The 14,817-nt window shown below is 64.7% G+C and carries 13 protein-coding genes; 9 read left to right on the top strand and 4 right to left on the bottom strand.

Annotated elements, in window-relative coordinates; genetic code table 11:
* Window positions 1-155 precede the first annotated feature (155 nt).
* Both ACIQUF_RS15715 and ACIQUF_RS15710 read right to left on the bottom strand, forming a co-directional pair.
* Window positions 156-1,196, bottom strand: a complete 1,041-nt coding sequence (locus tag ACIQUF_RS15715; protein WP_403132947.1) for an AraC family transcriptional regulator — start codon at window positions 1,194-1,196, stop codon at window positions 156-158.
* A gap of 4 nt (window positions 1,197-1,200) precedes the next feature.
* Complete coding sequence (locus ACIQUF_RS15710) at window positions 1,201-2,319, bottom strand: nitrilase-related carbon-nitrogen hydrolase (RefSeq protein ID WP_403132945.1); 1,119 nt, start codon at window positions 2,317-2,319, stop codon at window positions 1,201-1,203.
* Between the two features lie 184 nt (window positions 2,320-2,503).
* On the opposite strand from ACIQUF_RS15710, the gene ACIQUF_RS15705 reads away from it, so the two are divergent.
* Both ACIQUF_RS15705 and ACIQUF_RS15700 read left to right on the top strand, forming a co-directional pair.
* Entirely contained in the window at window positions 2,504-4,540 is a 2,037-nt protein-coding gene (locus ACIQUF_RS15705) for an FAD-dependent oxidoreductase (RefSeq protein ID WP_403132943.1), read from the top strand.
* 47 nt (window positions 4,541-4,587) lie between these two features.
* A complete protein-coding gene (locus ACIQUF_RS15700) occupies window positions 4,588-5,487 on the top strand; it encodes a 1-aminocyclopropane-1-carboxylate deaminase/D-cysteine desulfhydrase (RefSeq protein WP_403132942.1) in 900 nt (299 codons plus the stop codon).
* Here the strand turns inward: ACIQUF_RS15700 and ACIQUF_RS15695 are convergent.
* Both ACIQUF_RS15695 and ACIQUF_RS15690 read right to left on the bottom strand, forming a co-directional pair.
* Complete coding sequence (locus ACIQUF_RS15695) at window positions 5,478-6,023, bottom strand: cytochrome b (protein WP_403132940.1); 546 nt, start codon at window positions 6,021-6,023, stop codon at window positions 5,478-5,480. The two genes, ACIQUF_RS15700 and ACIQUF_RS15695, sit on opposite strands and share 10 nt — an antisense overlap.
* Before the next feature lie 86 nt (window positions 6,024-6,109).
* Entirely contained in the window at window positions 6,110-7,129 is a 1,020-nt protein-coding gene (locus ACIQUF_RS15690) for a DUF1853 family protein (RefSeq protein ID WP_403132938.1), read from the bottom strand.
* Between ACIQUF_RS15690 and ACIQUF_RS15685 the strand changes: the two genes are divergently transcribed.
* The 7 genes from ACIQUF_RS15685 to ACIQUF_RS15655 all read left to right on the top strand — a co-directional run bounded on the left by ACIQUF_RS15685 (window position 7,128) and on the right by ACIQUF_RS15655 (window position 14,810).
* Window positions 7,128-8,018, top strand: a complete 891-nt coding sequence (locus ACIQUF_RS15685) for an NAD(+) kinase (RefSeq protein WP_023632574.1) — start codon at window positions 7,128-7,130, stop codon at window positions 8,016-8,018. The genes ACIQUF_RS15690 and ACIQUF_RS15685 overlap by 2 nt on opposite strands.
* Window positions 8,018-8,989 (top strand): metallophosphoesterase, encoded by a 972-nt coding sequence (locus tag ACIQUF_RS15680; RefSeq protein ID WP_403132936.1) that lies wholly within the window; start codon window positions 8,018-8,020, stop codon window positions 8,987-8,989. The genes ACIQUF_RS15685 and ACIQUF_RS15680 overlap by 1 nt, the downstream gene beginning before the upstream one ends.
* Complete coding sequence (locus ACIQUF_RS15675; RefSeq protein ID WP_403132935.1) at window positions 8,986-9,852, top strand: rhomboid family intramembrane serine protease; 867 nt, start codon at window positions 8,986-8,988, stop codon at window positions 9,850-9,852. The genes ACIQUF_RS15680 and ACIQUF_RS15675 overlap by 4 nt, the downstream gene beginning before the upstream one ends.
* Window positions 9,853-9,865: 13 nt before the next feature.
* Entirely contained in the window at window positions 9,866-10,126 is a 261-nt protein-coding gene (locus ACIQUF_RS15670) for a YeaC family protein (RefSeq protein ID WP_110995859.1), read from the top strand.
* Window positions 10,123-10,953: a DUF2797 domain-containing protein gene (locus ACIQUF_RS15665; RefSeq protein WP_400799120.1), complete on the top strand. Its 831-nt coding sequence runs from the start codon at window positions 10,123-10,125 to the stop codon at window positions 10,951-10,953. The genes ACIQUF_RS15670 and ACIQUF_RS15665 overlap by 4 nt, the downstream gene beginning before the upstream one ends.
* Before the next feature lie 13 nt (window positions 10,954-10,966).
* Window positions 10,967-13,624, top strand: a complete 2,658-nt coding sequence (gene pepN, locus ACIQUF_RS15660; RefSeq protein WP_403132932.1) for an aminopeptidase N — start codon at window positions 10,967-10,969, stop codon at window positions 13,622-13,624.
* 145 nt (window positions 13,625-13,769) lie between these two features.
* Window positions 13,770-14,810, top strand: coding sequence for a WD40/YVTN/BNR-like repeat-containing protein (locus ACIQUF_RS15655; protein WP_403132929.1), 1,041 nt, complete (start codon window positions 13,770-13,772; stop codon window positions 14,808-14,810).
* The last annotated feature ends 7 nt before the right edge of the window (window positions 14,811-14,817 follow it).

Here is a 14,817-nt window from a genome sequence, read left to right as displayed (position 1 = left end):
ATTTCTTCATCCCACCTGCTTAGGTTGAAGGCATGACCAACGAAGACAAATGAGAGAAGAGGACGCAGGGCAATGGATGATTATCAGGAAGAGCTGCTGGAGTTTCAGGCCTACGAGCTGGACCCACCGGAGCCGGCCGACGACGCCACCGAGCTTTAACCGGCCTGCCGCTGGCTGCGGCGGAACTCCCCCGGCGTAAGGCCCGTCCAGCGCTTGAATGCGCGTTGGAAGGCCTCCGCCGATGCAAACCCCAACAAATAGGCTATCTCGCCGAAGGCCAGCTCCGTATCGCGGATATAGGTCTCGGCCAGGTCGCGCCTGGTGTCATTGAGCAGGTCGCGAAAGCGCGTACCTTCCTCGGCCAGTTTGCGCCGCAAGGTCCAGGTGGGCAGTTGCAGGTGCAGCGCCACTTCTTCCAGGTCCGGTTCACGGCCGCCATTGAGCAACGGGCCCAGAAGGTGGGTAATGCGCTCACCCAGGCTACGTACCCGCGTGCGTTGCAGCATTTCCGTTTCACACAGTTGCAGCAGGTGCTGCCAGGTGCTTGGGCAATGCTGTGGGTTGGCCAGCTCCAGTGTGGCGCGGCTCAGGCGCAGTTGGTTGCCGCTGGCGCTGAATTGCACAGCACTGTTGCACAAGGGCTGATACTGCGCAGCATAATCGGGAGCATCGAACTCGATCTCCAGGCGTTCGGCCTGCACGGGTGTATCGACCAGGGCGGCGAGTTGAGCCAGCCAGCCGGTCAGCAGCGAGTCGACGACGAAACGGTTGTAGGCGTTGTAAGGGCTGATCGAGTAGAAGCACAGCCATGCCCCTTGAGCATCTTCCTGGAAGCTCGAATGACCACGGTAATTGGCGGCATAGAGCGGCTCGAAGCGCAGCAGTGTGCGGGCGGCATCGCCCAGGGTCGGAGCCTGGGCCGCCGTGACCCCCGCCAAACCAGCCTGTGCCAGCCGGCTGAGGCGACCCATGTGCAGACCCAGGGCTGGCTCACCGCATAGCGCGATGGCGGCATGCCCAAGGTGCATGTAACGGGGGATCGACAAGCGCGCGCCGGCCTCGGCCAGACGCGTGGGGTTGAGCCCGTAGCGGCTCAGCAAGGGTTGTGGATCGTGGCCAAGGCCGTGCAAGGCCTCGGTCAGCGGTTGGACGAAGCCTACCGACAGGTCGCCCAGGCGCACACGTGGACGGGCCATGCGGCTATAACCACAGGTTCAATAGGCGGGCACCGTGGCTGGGCGGGCCCGCCAGCAGCTCGCCCCTTTGGTGGGCAAAGCCCTGGCCGTCGCTGCCCTGTTCCCAGAACTGCCCACGCATGAAGACGCTCATGCTGCTGACTCCGCTATCCGCAGCCTGGGTCAAGCGTTGCCAGGCACTCTGTTCGCTGACTTCACCCCGTTGCAGGGGCAGTTCGGCGGCGGCCCCCTGATGGCGGTTGCCGCGCCACGGGGCCTCCCAGCTGCCTTTGCCGCTGAGGAACACCGGGTTGGCGATCAGCTGTACCTGTTGTTGCTCCAGTTGGCGTTGGTTTTCCGGGTACCAGCTGTCGCTGCCGATCAGTACGCCCAGTCGCCCGGCCGGCGTCTGCAACACCTGCAGCGGGAAATGCCGACCGTGATGAATGTATCTGCGCACTTCGCTATCGGGGTACTGCTGGCGCTGTGGCTGGCCAAGCAGCGAGCCATCGCCGGCAAACACCACGCTGCTGTTGAACAGCGGCCCGCTGCCAGCGTGCAGCACGCCTTGCTCCACATAGGGAGCCGGCAGCACGATCGAGCCGGCTACCAGTGTCACGCCAAACTCCTTGGCCAGGCCGCCGAACAGTTGCTGATAGTCGCTGGCCATCTGCTGGGCCTTCATGCGCAAGTGTGCGTCGGCCCGACGGTCGTCGCCGCTGGCCCGCAGCATCGCCAGGCCATAGCGCAGCGGGTTGCTCAGCTCCAGCCACTGCTCGGCCTCGCGGCTGCGGGTAACCTGATACAGCTCGTTCTTTTCGCCCCGTGCCCACAGCCAGGTGCCGATGTGCTCGGGCAGCACCACCACCGTGCGCGGGCCGACGAGGCCCTGGTCGCGGGCTTGTTGCAGGTAGGCCGAGAGCTTGCGGTGCAGACGCTGCAGGTTCTGATAGTCGCTGGGGTAGAGCAGCGGTTCGACGCCCAGCAGGTTGCCCTGTGCGCCGGGCACGCCATGATTGAGCGCCAGTTCGATGCGCAAGTCGGAGAGGTAGTGACCTTCCGGACGTTGTTGGGTCCAGAAGCCATAGCCGCAAAGGGCGGCGATCATCACCAGCGCCAGGGCGCTTGCCAGAAGTTTTCGCATGCAGCGTTACAGCGCCTTGGGTACGGAGCTTCCTAGGGTAGTCCTGCTGTGCGGGAGGATCAATAAGTTGTCAGTTTCGATCATTGAGCGCATTCAAACGGCTGTTTAATGTCACTGACAGATAAACGACGGGGCCCGTTGAGGCACCCGCATTCCGTGATCACGCCACCTGGGGAATCCAACCATGGCTGCCGACCGCTATCCGCATTTGCTGGCCCCGCTCGACCTGGGCTTCACCACCCTGCGCAATCGTACCCTGATGGGTTCGATGCACACTGGCCTTGAGGAGCGCCCCGGCGGCTTCGAGCGCATGGCGGCCTATTTTGCCGAGCGCGCCCGTGGTGGCGTCGGCCTGATGGTCACCGGCGGTATCGCGCCCAACGATGAAGGCGGGGTGTATTCCGGTGCGGCCAAGCTGAGCACCGAGGAAGAGGCCGAAAAGCACCGCATCGTCACCGAAGCCGTGCATGAAGCTGGCGGCAAGATCTGCCTGCAGATTCTGCATGCCGGCCGCTACGCCTACAGCCCACGTCAGGTGGCGCCCAGCGCGATCCAGGCACCGATCAACCCGTTCAAGCCCAAGGAGCTGGACGAGGCAGGCATCGAGAAGCAGATCGCCGACTTCGTCACTTGCGCCGTGCTGGCCCAGCGCGCCGGCTATGACGGCGTCGAGATCATGGGTTCGGAAGGCTACTTCATCAACCAGTTCCTCGCCGCCCACACCAACCACCGCACCGACCGCTGGGGTGGCAGCTACGAGAACCGCATGCGCCTGGCGGTGGACATCGTCAGCCGGGTGCGCGACGCCGTAGGCCCGAACTTCATCATCATCTTCCGCCTGTCGATGCTCGACCTGGTCGAGGGCGGCAGCACCTGGGACGAGATCGAACTGCTGGCCAAGGCCATCGAACAGGCCGGCGCGACGATCATCAACACCGGCATCGGCTGGCACGAAGCGCGCATTCCTACCATCGCCACCAAGGTGCCGCGCGCGGCGTTCAGCAAGGTCACCGCCAAGCTGCGTGGCGCCGTGAAGATTCCGCTGATCACCACCAACCGCATCAACACCCCGGAAGTGGCCGAGGCGGTGCTGGCCGAGGGTGATGCCGACATGGTCTCGATGGCCCGGCCGTTCCTGGCCGATCCTGACTTCGTCAACAAAGCGGCTGAAGGGCGCAGCGACGAGATCAACACGTGCATCGGCTGCAACCAGGCCTGCCTGGACCACACCTTTGGCGGCAAGCTGACCAGCTGCCTGGTCAACCCGCGCGCCTGTCACGAGACCGAGCTCAACTACCTGCCTGTGCGCACGGTGAAGCGCATTGCCGTGGTCGGTGCCGGCCCCGCTGGCCTGGCAGCCGCCACCGTGGCTGCCGAGCGTGGCCATGAAGTGACCCTGTTCGACAGCGCCAGCGAGATCGGCGGGCAGTTCAATGTCGCCAAGCGGGTGCCGGGCAAGGAGGAGTTCTTCGAGACCCTGCGCTACTTCCGCAACAAGGTTAAGAGCACAGGTGTAGACCTGCGCCTGAACACCCGCGTGGACGTATCGGAGCTGGTGGCGGGTGGTTTCGACGAGATCATCCTGGCCACCGGCATCGCACCGCGTACCCCGGCGATTCCAGGTGTCGAGCACGCCAAGGTGCTCAGCTACCTCGACGTATTGTTGCAGCGCAAGCCGGTCGGTGAGGCAGTGGCGGTGATCGGTGCGGGCGGGATCGGCTTCGATGTCTCTGAGTACCTGGTGCACCAGGGCGTGGCCAGCAGCCAGGACCGCGAGGCGTTCTGGAAGGAGTGGGGCATCGATACCGGCCTTGAGGCGCGTGGCGGTGTGGCCGGGATCAAAGCCGAGCCGCATGCGCCAGCGCGGCAGGTTTACTTGTTGCAGCGCAAGAAGTCCAAAGTCGGCGACGGCCTGGGCAAGACCACCGGCTGGATCCACCGTACCGGGCTCAAGAACAAGCAGGTGCAGATGCTCAACAGCGTCGAGTATCTGGGTATCGACGATGCTGGCCTGCACATCCGTATTGGCGAGGGCGAGCCTCAGGTGCTGGCGGTGGACAATGTGGTGATCTGCGCCGGGCAGGAGCCGCTGCGTGAACTGCACGACGGCCTGGTGGCTGCAGGGCAGTCGGTGCACCTGATTGGCGGCGCGGATGTGGCGGCAGAGCTGGATGCCAAGCGCGCAATCAACCAGGGCTCGCGGTTGGCTGCCGAGCTCTGACAGGGCAGGGGGCCGCGCTGCGGCCCTTTCGCTGTAAACTGACGCGCATGACCATCCCCTTTTCAGACCCTCCCAACGCCCCGCTGCAACCGCTCGACCTTCCCTGGTTGGCAACTGCCGGGATCGAAGCCGGTATCCTGCGCCTCGACCTGATCGATCCGCTGATCAGTGGCAACAAGTGGTTCAAATTGCGCCACCACCTGCTGCATGCCCATGAATCCGGCGCCCCAGGGCTGATCAGCCTGGGCGGTAATCACTCCAACCACCTTCACGCCCTGGCCGCCGCCGGCAAGCGTTTCGGCTTCGCCACTGCGGGCCTGTTGCGCGGCCATGCCCAGGACACGCCCACAGTGCGCGACCTGCAGGCCTTCGGCATGGAACTGCACTGGCTTGGCTATGGCGGCTATCGCAGTCGTAACGATGCTGGCTTCTGGGAACCCTGGCAGGCGCGCTATCCCGGTTGGCATTGCATCCCTGAGGGCGGTGGTGGCTTGGCCGGTGCCCAGGGATGTGGGTTGATTGTCGAGCAGGCCAGGGCTCAGCTGGCCTCAATGGGTTGGGCAGACTATGACGCCTGGTGGCTGGCCGCCGGCAGCGGTACCACCCTGGCGGGGCTTGTGCTCGCCGAGGCGGGGGCGCATGCGGTGCATGGTGCCTTGGCGGTGCCAATCAATCATGGCGTGCCAGAAACCGTAGCGGGGCTGGCTGGCGCGCGTGGTTACCAGTTGCACGAGGCCTGCCGGGGCGGGTTCGCCAAGTTGGATGAAGAATTGCTGGCGTTCATCGATGAAACCGAACGCCATACGGGCATTCCTCTGGAAGCGCTTTACACCGGCAAGGCCCTGCTGGCCCTGCGCGAACAGGTCGAGGCCGGACTGTTCGCACCCGGCACTCGGCTGATCTTCCTCCATACGGGTGGCCTGCAGGGCCGACGCGGTTATTTGTAGGGCAGCATGTGCAGCAGCGTGTTGTCGCGCTGCACGAAGTGGTGATACAGCCCGGCCAGCGCGTGCAGGCCGATCAGCCAGTAACCCCAGGTGGCTACGCGCTCATGCCAGCCCTTGATGAACTTGGCCTGGTCAGGATCCGCGCCGATCAGGTGCGGCAACTCCAGGCCATAGAACTGCACCGGCTTGTCGGCAGCACTGAGGATCAGCCAGCCGGCCAACGGCAGGCCGATCATCAGCAGGTAGAGCGCCATATGCATCAGGTGAGCAAGGCCGATCTGCCAGGCCGGCGGCTTGGGTACGATGGGCGGCGCAGGGCGGCTCAGGCGCACGGCCAGGCGCAGCCAGACCAGTACGAAGACCGTGAGGCCGAGCATGAAGTGCAGGTCCTTCATCAGGTTGCGCTCGGCGCTGTCCTTGGGGAACAGGCCGCGCAACTCGATGCAGGCGTACACGGCGGCCAGCAGCACCAGCATCAGCCAGTGCAGGGCGATGGACAGACGCGCGTAGTGGGGCGCGGGGGTGGATGAAACCATGGTGGATCCTCGTCATCAGGTCGATGGTGGCGCTCTTGGCGGCGCTCTCAGCTAACTCTAATCGCTGAATGTGAAGATGCATTGCGCTAGGTCGGTGAAGGCCACTGATCGGCAACTAAAAACACCCGTTCCGCTTCGTGCCAGGCGCCGTCACCTTCGGCTTCCAGCCTCACCAGCATTTGCGCCGGTGCTTGCGGCTCCAACGCTTGCAACCACTGCGCGAACTGCTGCGGCGTCCAACAGGCATCCGCTTCGACCCGTGCCGGTGCCAGCCAGGCATGACGGGGCAAGGGCTGCCAGCGTTCATCTGCGCTCACTGGCCAATCCTGCCGGCGTACCCAGCGCCCGCGCAGGTGCAGTGGGTTGGACCCAGCGGGTGGTTCTGCATGCCCCGGCCACGGGTAGAACAAATAACCCGCGAGCCATAAATGCGCCTGTACCTGCCGGGCGCCCAGCCCGGCCAATGCCTCCTGGCTCTGCGCATCACTCGACATGGGCAGTTGATGCCCAGCCAGGTGCGCCAGCTTGGTGCCCAGACGGTCATGGCAACCCGGCCCGAGCCACTGCATCGGGTCATCGCCTGCAGCGTCGCCAGGCCCGAGATAAAGCTTGATCGCCAGTTCCAGATGATGCGTGCCGTCGCCATCGCGCAACAGAATGTCCAGTTCGCCCAACGTCCGGCCACCCGAGCGGATCGCCAGGTTGGCCGCCAGCAGCTCGATACCTGGCGCCTGGCGCAAAGCGAACTGCCACAGACCTTCGTAGTACAGCCCCAGGCGCCGGCTGGTAAGGGTCGCCAGCCACTCGCGCAGGGGCTGGTCATCGTTATCCAGTCGCTGTAACCACGCCTTCAGCTCCTGCGGATCGCCCGCCCAGGCGCTGCCGGCCAGTGGATGGCGCTGGGGGCAGGGCGGGTTGCTGAGCAGCGGCGGCGACAGCAGCGTCCAGGCCAGGTCGCGCACGGCGGGGCGGCGCAGTTGGCGGGGCAGGTCGTGGAGTTCGGCGAAGGGCGTCATGCTGCGAGCATAGCCGGTTTGCCGCTGCCCGGTCGTTTCGCCCATAATCGGCGCATAGTCACCCGCCGCAGAGCCTCGCAGGAGCCCCATGGAGCAATTTCGCAATATCGGTATCATCGGACGCCTTGGCAGCTCGCAGGTGCTCGACACCATTCGCCGACTGAAAAAATTCCTCCTCGAGCGCCACCTGCACGTGATCCTCGAGGACACCATCGCCGAAGTGCTGCCCGGCCACGGCCTGCAGACCTCCACGCGCAAGCTGCTGGGCGAAGTCTGCGACCTGGTCATCGTCGTCGGCGGTGACGGCAGCCTGCTCGGCGCCGCCCGTGCGCTGGCCCGGCACAACATCCCGGTGCTGGGGATCAACCGCGGCAACCTGGGGTTCCTCACCGATATCCGCCCCGACGAGCTGGAAGAGAAGGTCGCCGAGGTGCTCGACGGCCACTACCTGGTGGAAAACCGCTTCCTGCTGCAGGCCGAGGTGCGCCGCCACCACGAGGCCATCGGCCAGGGCGATGCGCTCAACGACGTAGTCCTGCACCCGGGCAAGTCGACGCGGATGATCGAATTCGAGATCTACATCGACGGCCAGTTCGTCTGCAGCCAGAAGGCCGACGGCCTGATCGTCGCCACCCCGACCGGCTCGACCGCCTACGCGCTGTCGGCCGGCGGCCCGATCATGCACCCCAAGCTCGACGCCATCGTCATCGTGCCGATGTACCCGCACACGCTGTCCGGGCGGCCGATCGTGGTGGACGGCAACAGCGAGCTGAAGATCGTGGTGTCCAAGGACCTGCAGATCTACCCGCAAGTGTCCTGTGACGGCCAGAACCACTTCACCTGCGCCCCCGGCGATACCATCACGGTGAGCAAGAAGCCGCAGAAACTGCGCCTGATCCACCCGCTGGACCACAATTACTATGAGGTATGCCGCACCAAGCTCGGCTGGGGCAGCCGCCTGGGAGGCAGGGACGACTGATGCTCGATCCGGCGCGAAGTTTCGATATCATCGGCGACGTGCACGGCTGTGCACTGACCCTCGAACGCCTGCTCGACGCCCTCGGCTACAAACGTGTCGGCGGCGTCTGGCGTCACCCACGGCGCCAGGCGCTGTTCCTTGGCGATATTGTCGACCGTGGCCCGCGCATCCGCGAGGCGCTGCATATCGTCCATGACATGGTCGATGCCGGCCAGGCGTTCTGCATCATGGGCAACCACGAATACAACGCCCTGGGCTGGGTTACCCCCGCGCTGCCCGGCAGCGGCAAGGCCTTTGTGCGCGAGCACACGCCCCGGCACGCCCGCCTGATCGACGAGACCCTGACCCAATTCGCCCATCACCCCGGCGACTGGCAGGATTTTCTGCAGTGGTTCTACGACATGCCGCTGTTCGTCGACGCCGGGCGTTTCCGCCTGGTGCATGCCTGCTGGGACCCGCGGCTAATCGAGCCGCTGCGCCAGCAATACCCCGACGGGCGCATCGATGAGCACTTCATCCAGGCCTCGGCCGTGTCCGGCAGTTTTGCTTCCACCGTCTGCAACCGCCTGCTGCGCGGCACCGACATGCGCCTGCCGGACGGCCTGACCCTGACTGGTGGCGATGGCCTGACCCGCGCCTTCTTCCGCACCAAGTTCTGGGAAGAAGACCCGCAGACCTACGGCGACATCGTCTTCCAGCCCGACGCGCTGCCCGACGAAGTGGCCCGCACGCCACTCAGCCACACCGACAAGAATGCCTTGCTACGCTATGCCGAAGAGGAGCCACTGCTGTTCGTCGGCCATTATTGGCGCAGCGGTCGCCCGACGCCGATCCGCAGCAACCTGGCCTGCCTGGACTACAGCGCAGTGCTGTACGGCAAGCTGGCGGCCTATCGGCTGGATGATGAAACGCAGATCGACCCGCACAAGTTCGTCTGGGTCGACGTCGACCGACCGCAGGCCAATCAATGAATATCGTCGAAGTGATGCGCCTGCCGCTGTCGGTCGACCTCAGCGGCTTCGTGCACCTGCTGCAACGCCTGCAGGTGCCGCACCGGGTCAGCGAGGAGGGCGAAGTCCAAGTCCTCTGGGCCCCCGAAACCATGGCCGCCGATGTCCTCCAGCTCTACCAGCGCTACCCCGACGGCAACGCCGATGTAGGAGCGGATTCATCCGCGAACGCCCCCACACAGCCATCCCTGACCGACCAGGCCAAAGCTTGTAAGGTCACCGCCTTCGTCCTCTTCCTCTGCCTGATCGTCGCCGGCCTAACCCGCCTGGGCGACAACCTCACCACCATCAGCTGGTTCACCTTCCTCGACTACCGCGTCCAGGGCGAATACCTGCACTTTACCCCGCTGGCCCAGGGCCTCGCCGAAGGCCAGTGGTGGCGCCTGGTGTCACCCATGCTGCTGCACTTCGGCGTGCTGCACCTGGCGATGAACGGCATGTGGTACTGGGAACTGGGCAAACGCATCGAACTGCGCCAGGGCCCGTGGCTGCTGGCCGGCCTGACCCTGCTGTTCAGCCTGGTGTCCAACCTGGCCCAGCACTACACCAGCGGCCCGAGCCTGTTCGGCGGCCTGTCCGGTGTGCTGTACGGCCTGCTCGGCCACGTGTGGCTGTACCAGTGGCTGGCGCCCAACCCCCACTTCAGCCTGCCCAAGGGCGTGCTGGTAATGATGCTCATCTGGCTGGTCATCTGCCTGACCGGTGTGGTCGGCCAGCTCGGTTTTGGCCAGATCGCCAACGCCGCCCACGTCGGCGGGCTGCTCATCGGATGCCTGACGGGCCTCTTGGGTGGAATGATGGCCCGGCGTAAACTGTCCGCTTGATTTAGGAGACGCTATGTCCACGTTCGCGCAAATGATCGAAAACATCACCCCGGAAATCTACGAAAGCCTGAAGACGGCCGTGGAAATCGGCAAATGGTCCGATGGGCGCAAGCTCACCGCCGAGCAGAAGGAGCTGTCGCTGCAGGCGGTGATCGCCTGGGAGATCCAGAACCTGCCTGAAGACCAGCGTACCGGCTACATGGGCCCGCAGGAATGCGCGTCGAAATCCGCGCCGATCGCCAACATTCTGTTCAAGTCGGACTCGGTACATTGATCGAACTCGCTCGTGGCTCTTTGAGCAAGATGGCGGTAAGCCTGCAAGCACCGCTGGTGCAATACAGCTTCCGCCTGGATGACACGCAGGTGCCGGTCAACCCTATGATCGGCCAGCGCCTGCGCCTGGAATACCTCGGTGCGATCCACTGCAGCCATTGCGGCAAACGCACCAAGACCAGTTTCAGCCAGGGTTACTGCTACCCGTGCATGACCAAGCTGGCCCAGTGCGATATCTGCATCATGGCCCCGGAACGCTGCCACTACGACGCCGGCACCTGCCGCGAGCCGTCCTGGGGCGAGCAGTTCTGCATGACCGACCATGTGGTGTACCTGGCCAACTCGTCGGGTATCAAAGTTGGCATCACCCGCGCCACCCAGCTGCCCACCCGCTGGCTTGACCAGGGTGCCAGCCAGGCGCTGCCGATCATGCGCGTGGCCACCCGCCAGCAATCCGGCCTGGTCGAAGACGTGCTGCGCAGCCAGGTGCCGGACCGCACCAACTGGCGCGCGCTGCTCAAGGGCGACGCCGAAGTGCTCGACCTGGTGGCCATTCGCGAACAGATTTTCGACGCCTGCGCCGACGGCCTGCGCGAACTGCAGGCACGCTTCGGCCTACAGGCGATTCAGCCGCTGCCCGACGCCGAAGTGGTGCAGATGAACTACCCGGTCGAGGCGTATCCGAAAAAGATCGTCAGCTTCAACCTCGACAAGGACCCGGTGGTGGAAGGCACCTTGCTGGGCATCAAGGGCCAGTACCTGATCTTCGACACCGGCGTGATCAACATTCGCAAGTACACGGCCTACCAGTTGGCCGTGCTCCAGTAAAAAGGACCTGCACATGCGTACCGAACAACCGCAAGTGATCTACCTCAAGGACTACCAGGCGCCCGAGTACCTGATCGACGAGACGCACCTGACCTTCGAGCTGTTCGAGGACCACACGCTGGTCCATGCGCAACTGGTCATGCGCCGCAACCCGGCACGCGGTGCCGGCCTGCCGCCCCTGGTGCTCGACGGCCAGCAGCTGGAGCTGCTGCGCGCCTCGCTCGATGATGAAGAGCTACAGGCGAGCGACTACCAGCGCGAAGCCGACAGCCTGACCATCCACCCCAAGGCCGAACGCTTCACCCTCGACACCAGCGTCAAGATCCACCCGGAGAGCAACACCGCGCTGGAAGGCCTGTACAAGTCCGGCAAGATGTTCTGCACCCAGTGCGAGGCCGAGGGTTTCCGCAAGATCACCTACTACCTCGACCGCCCGGACGTGATGAGCACCTTCACCACCACGGTGATCGCCGAGCAGCATCGCTACCCGGTGCTGTTGTCCAACGGCAACCCGATCGGCAGCGGGCCGGCTGAAGATGGCCGGCACTGGGCGACCTGGGAAGACCCGTTCAAGAAACCGGCCTACCTGTTCGCCCTGGTGGCGGGTGACCTGTGGTGCGTCGAGAGCGAGTTCACCCGCCAGTCAGGCCGAGACGTGACCCTGCGCATCTATGTCGAGGAGGAAAACCTCGACAAGTGCGACCACGCCATGGTCAGCCTGAAGAAGTCCATGCGCTGGGACGAAGAAGTCTACGGTCGCGAGTACGACCTGGACATCTTCATGATCGTCGCAGTCAACGACTTCAACATGGGCGCCATGGAAAACAAGGGCCTGAACATCTTCAACTCCAGCTGCGTGCTGGCCCGCGCCGAAACCGCCACCGACGCGGCCCACCAGCGTGTCGAAGGGGTGGTCGCCCACGAGTACTTCCACAACTGGTCGGGCAACCGCGTGACCTGCCGCGACTGGTTCCAGCTGTCGCTCAAGGAAGGCTTCACGGTGTTCCGCGACGCCGAGTTCAGCGCCGACATGAACTCGCGCACGGTCAAGCGCATCGAGGACGTGGCCTACCTGCGTACCCACCAGTTCGCCGAAGACGCCGGCCCCATGGCCCACCCGGTGCGCCCGGACAGCTTCATCGAGATCTCCAACTTCTACACCCTGACCGTGTATGAGAAGGGCGCCGAGGTGGTGCGCATGGTCCGCACCCTGCTGGGCGCCGAGGGCTTCCGCAAGGGCAGCGACCTGTACTTCGAGCGTCACGACGGCCAGGCAGTAACCACCGACGATTTCATCAAGGCCATGGAAGACGCCAACGGCGCCGACCTGACCCAGTTCAAACGCTGGTACAGCCAGGCCGGCACGCCGCGCCTGGTAGTCAGCGAGGCTTATGATGCTGGCGCTCAGACCTACAGCCTGACCTTCCGCCAGAGCTGCCCGCAGACCCCGGACAAGGCCGACAAGCTGCCGTTCGTAATTCCCGTGGAGCTGGGCCTGCTGGATGCCGAGGGCAACGACCTGCCACTGCGCCTGGCCGGTGAAGCCGCTGCGGGCGCCACCAGCCGCGTGCTGTCGGTGACCGAGGCCGAGCAGACCTTCACCTTCGAAGGCATCCAGGCCAAGCCGCTGCCCTCGCTGCTGCGCGGCTTCAGCGCGCCAGTGAAGCTGAGCTTCCCGTACGACCGCGATCAACTGATGTTCCTCATGCAGCACGACAGCGACGGCTTCAACCGCTGGGAAGCGGGCCAGCAACTGTCGGTGCAAGTGCTGCAGGAGCTGATTGGCCAGCATCAGCGTGGCGAAGCCCTGAAGCTCGATCAGCGCCTGATCACTGCCCTGGGTACCGTGTTGGGTAACGAGTCGCTGGACGCCGCCATGGTGGCCGAGATGCTGTCGTTGCCAGGCGAGGCCTACCTGACCGAAATCAGCCAGGTGGCCGATGTGGACGCGATCCACGCCGCCCGCGAATTCGCCCGCCAGCAGATCGCCGAGCAGCTGTTCGACGGCCTCTGGGCACGCTACCAGGCGCACCGCGAGGTCTCGCGCAACACGGCCTACGTCGCCGCAGCCGAGCATTTCGCCCGCCGCAGCCTGCAGAACATCGCCCTCTCGTACCTGATGCAGAGCGCCAAGCCGCAGGTGTTGGAAGCGACCCTGGAACAATTCGAACATTGCGACAACATGACCGAACGCCTGACGGCACTGGCGGTGCTGGTCAACTCGCCGTTCGAGGCCGAGCGGGCCAAGGCCCTGGAAGCTTTCGCCGAGCACTTCAAGGACAACCCGCTGGTCATGGACCAGTGGTTCAGCGTGCAGGCGGCCAGCGCCTTGCCAGGCGGGCTGGCGCGGGTCAAGGCGCTGATGCAGCACCCGGCGTTTACCCTGAAAAACCCGAACAAGGTACGGGCGCTGGTCGGTGCCTTTGCGGGGCAGAACCTGGTCAACTTCCATGCGGCCGATGGTACGGGGTATCGCTTCCTGGCGGACCTGGTGATCGAGCTGAATGCGCTGAACCCGCAGATCGCTTCGCGTCAGTTGGCGCCGCTGACCCGCTGGCGCAAGTATGACGATGCGCGGCAGTTGCTGATGAAAGGGGAGCTTGAGCGGATTCTGGCCTCCGGGGCGCTGTCCAGTGATGTGTATGAGGTGGTGAGCAAGAGCCTGGCGTAAGCCAGGTGGAAACAGGGGCCGCACAGCGGCCCCTGTTTTTTTCCGGTTAACAAAACATAACGTCCCGCCCGTTGTAATCCCTCAACCTCCACCGATACGATCCCCCAAGCACAGACCCATAAAGAAGAACAAACAGGGGACGGTCATGAGGGAGCGGTTGATGACGCAAGCCAGGCGTGGTGCTTGGCCGTTGGCGGCTGGCGCGATGCTGGCGCTGGCATTGGGGATGTGGGCCGACACCGCGCAAGCGGCGGCGGCTGACGAGTACTCCACCGAATCGGCCAAGGCCAGCCAGAGCCTGCTGATTGATGCCGCCCATGCTGGCAAGCGCCTGGTGGTAGTCGGCGATCGCGGCCATATTCTGTTCTCCGATGACCAGGGCACGAGCTGGACGCAAGCCCGGGTACCCACCCGGCAACTGCTCACTGCAGTGTTCTTCCTCGACGACAAGCGCGGCTGGGCCGTCGGCCACGATGCGCAGATCCTCGCCAGCAGCGATGGCGGCGCGACCTGGACCAAGCAGTTCGAAGACCTGTCCCGTGAAGCGCCGTTGCTCGACGTCACCTTCCTCAATGCCCAGCACGGCTTTGCCGTGGGGGCGTACGGTGCCTTGCTGGAAACCCTCGACGGCGGCCAGCACTGGCAGGACGTCGCCGAACGCCTGGACAACGCGGATCAACTGCACCTCAACGGCATCGCCGTGATCAAGGACGCCGGCCTGTTCATCGTCGGTGAGCAGGGCAGCATGTTCCGTTCTGCTGACAACGGCCAGACCTGGGCCAAGGTCGAAGGTCCCTACGAGGGCTCGCTGTTCGGCGTGATCGGCACCACCCAGCCACAAACGCTGTTGGCCTATGGCCTGCGCGGCAACCTGTTCCGCTCCACCGATTTCGGTGACAGCTGGCAGCCGATCGAGCTCAAGGCCGCGCGCGGCAACCTCGAATTCGGCCTGGCAAGCGCTACGCTTCTCGATGATGGCAGCCTGGTATTGGTCGGCAATGGCGGCAGCGTGCTGCGCAGCGTCGACGACGGGCAGACCTTCAGCGTCTACAACCGCGCCGACCGCATTGCCCTGGCCGGTGTCAGTGGCCTGGCCAATGGTGGCCTGCTGCTGGTCGGGCAGGGAGGGGTACACCTGGCCACCACCGAGGGTGCTGACAAAGCTGCCGAGGGGGCGCGTCCATGACCAGCCG

Origin of the sequence: Pseudomonas sp. NPDC090233 (assembly GCF_044772285.1) — a bacterium.
Lineage (GTDB): Bacteria > Pseudomonadota > Gammaproteobacteria > Pseudomonadales > Pseudomonadaceae > Aquipseudomonas.
This window is presented reverse-complemented; position numbering and strand designations above follow the sequence as displayed.

What these genes read in the sequence shown, in the direction of transcription:
- ACIQUF_RS15705 (WP_403132943.1), top strand. Translation starts at nt 2,504, where the DNA reads ATGGCTGCCGACCGCTATCCGCATTTGCTGGCCCCGCTCGACCTGGGC.
- ACIQUF_RS15690 (WP_403132938.1), bottom strand. Translation starts at nt 7,129, where the DNA reads ATGGGGCTCCTGCGAGGCTCTGCGGCGGGTGACTATGCGCCGATTATG.
- ACIQUF_RS15715 (WP_403132947.1), bottom strand. Translation starts at nt 1,196, where the DNA reads ATGGCCCGTCCACGTGTGCGCCTGGGCGACCTGTCGGTAGGCTTCGTC.
- ACIQUF_RS15695 (WP_403132940.1), bottom strand. Translation starts at nt 6,023, where the DNA reads ATGGTTTCATCCACCCCCGCGCCCCACTACGCGCGTCTGTCCATCGCC.
- ACIQUF_RS15710 (WP_403132945.1), bottom strand. Translation starts at nt 2,319, where the DNA reads ATGCGAAAACTTCTGGCAAGCGCCCTGGCGCTGGTGATGATCGCCGCC.
- ACIQUF_RS15670 (WP_110995859.1), top strand. Translation starts at nt 9,866, where the DNA reads ATGTCCACGTTCGCGCAAATGATCGAAAACATCACCCCGGAAATCTAC.
- pepN (WP_403132932.1), top strand. Translation starts at nt 10,967, where the DNA reads ATGCGTACCGAACAACCGCAAGTGATCTACCTCAAGGACTACCAGGCG.
- ACIQUF_RS15680 (WP_403132936.1), top strand. Translation starts at nt 8,018, where the DNA reads ATGCTCGATCCGGCGCGAAGTTTCGATATCATCGGCGACGTGCACGGC.
- ACIQUF_RS15685 (WP_023632574.1), top strand. Translation starts at nt 7,128, where the DNA reads ATGGAGCAATTTCGCAATATCGGTATCATCGGACGCCTTGGCAGCTCG.
- ACIQUF_RS15675 (WP_403132935.1), top strand. Translation starts at nt 8,986, where the DNA reads ATGAATATCGTCGAAGTGATGCGCCTGCCGCTGTCGGTCGACCTCAGC.
- ACIQUF_RS15700 (WP_403132942.1), top strand. Translation starts at nt 4,588, where the DNA reads ATGACCATCCCCTTTTCAGACCCTCCCAACGCCCCGCTGCAACCGCTC.
- ACIQUF_RS15655 (WP_403132929.1), top strand. Translation starts at nt 13,770, where the DNA reads ATGAGGGAGCGGTTGATGACGCAAGCCAGGCGTGGTGCTTGGCCGTTG.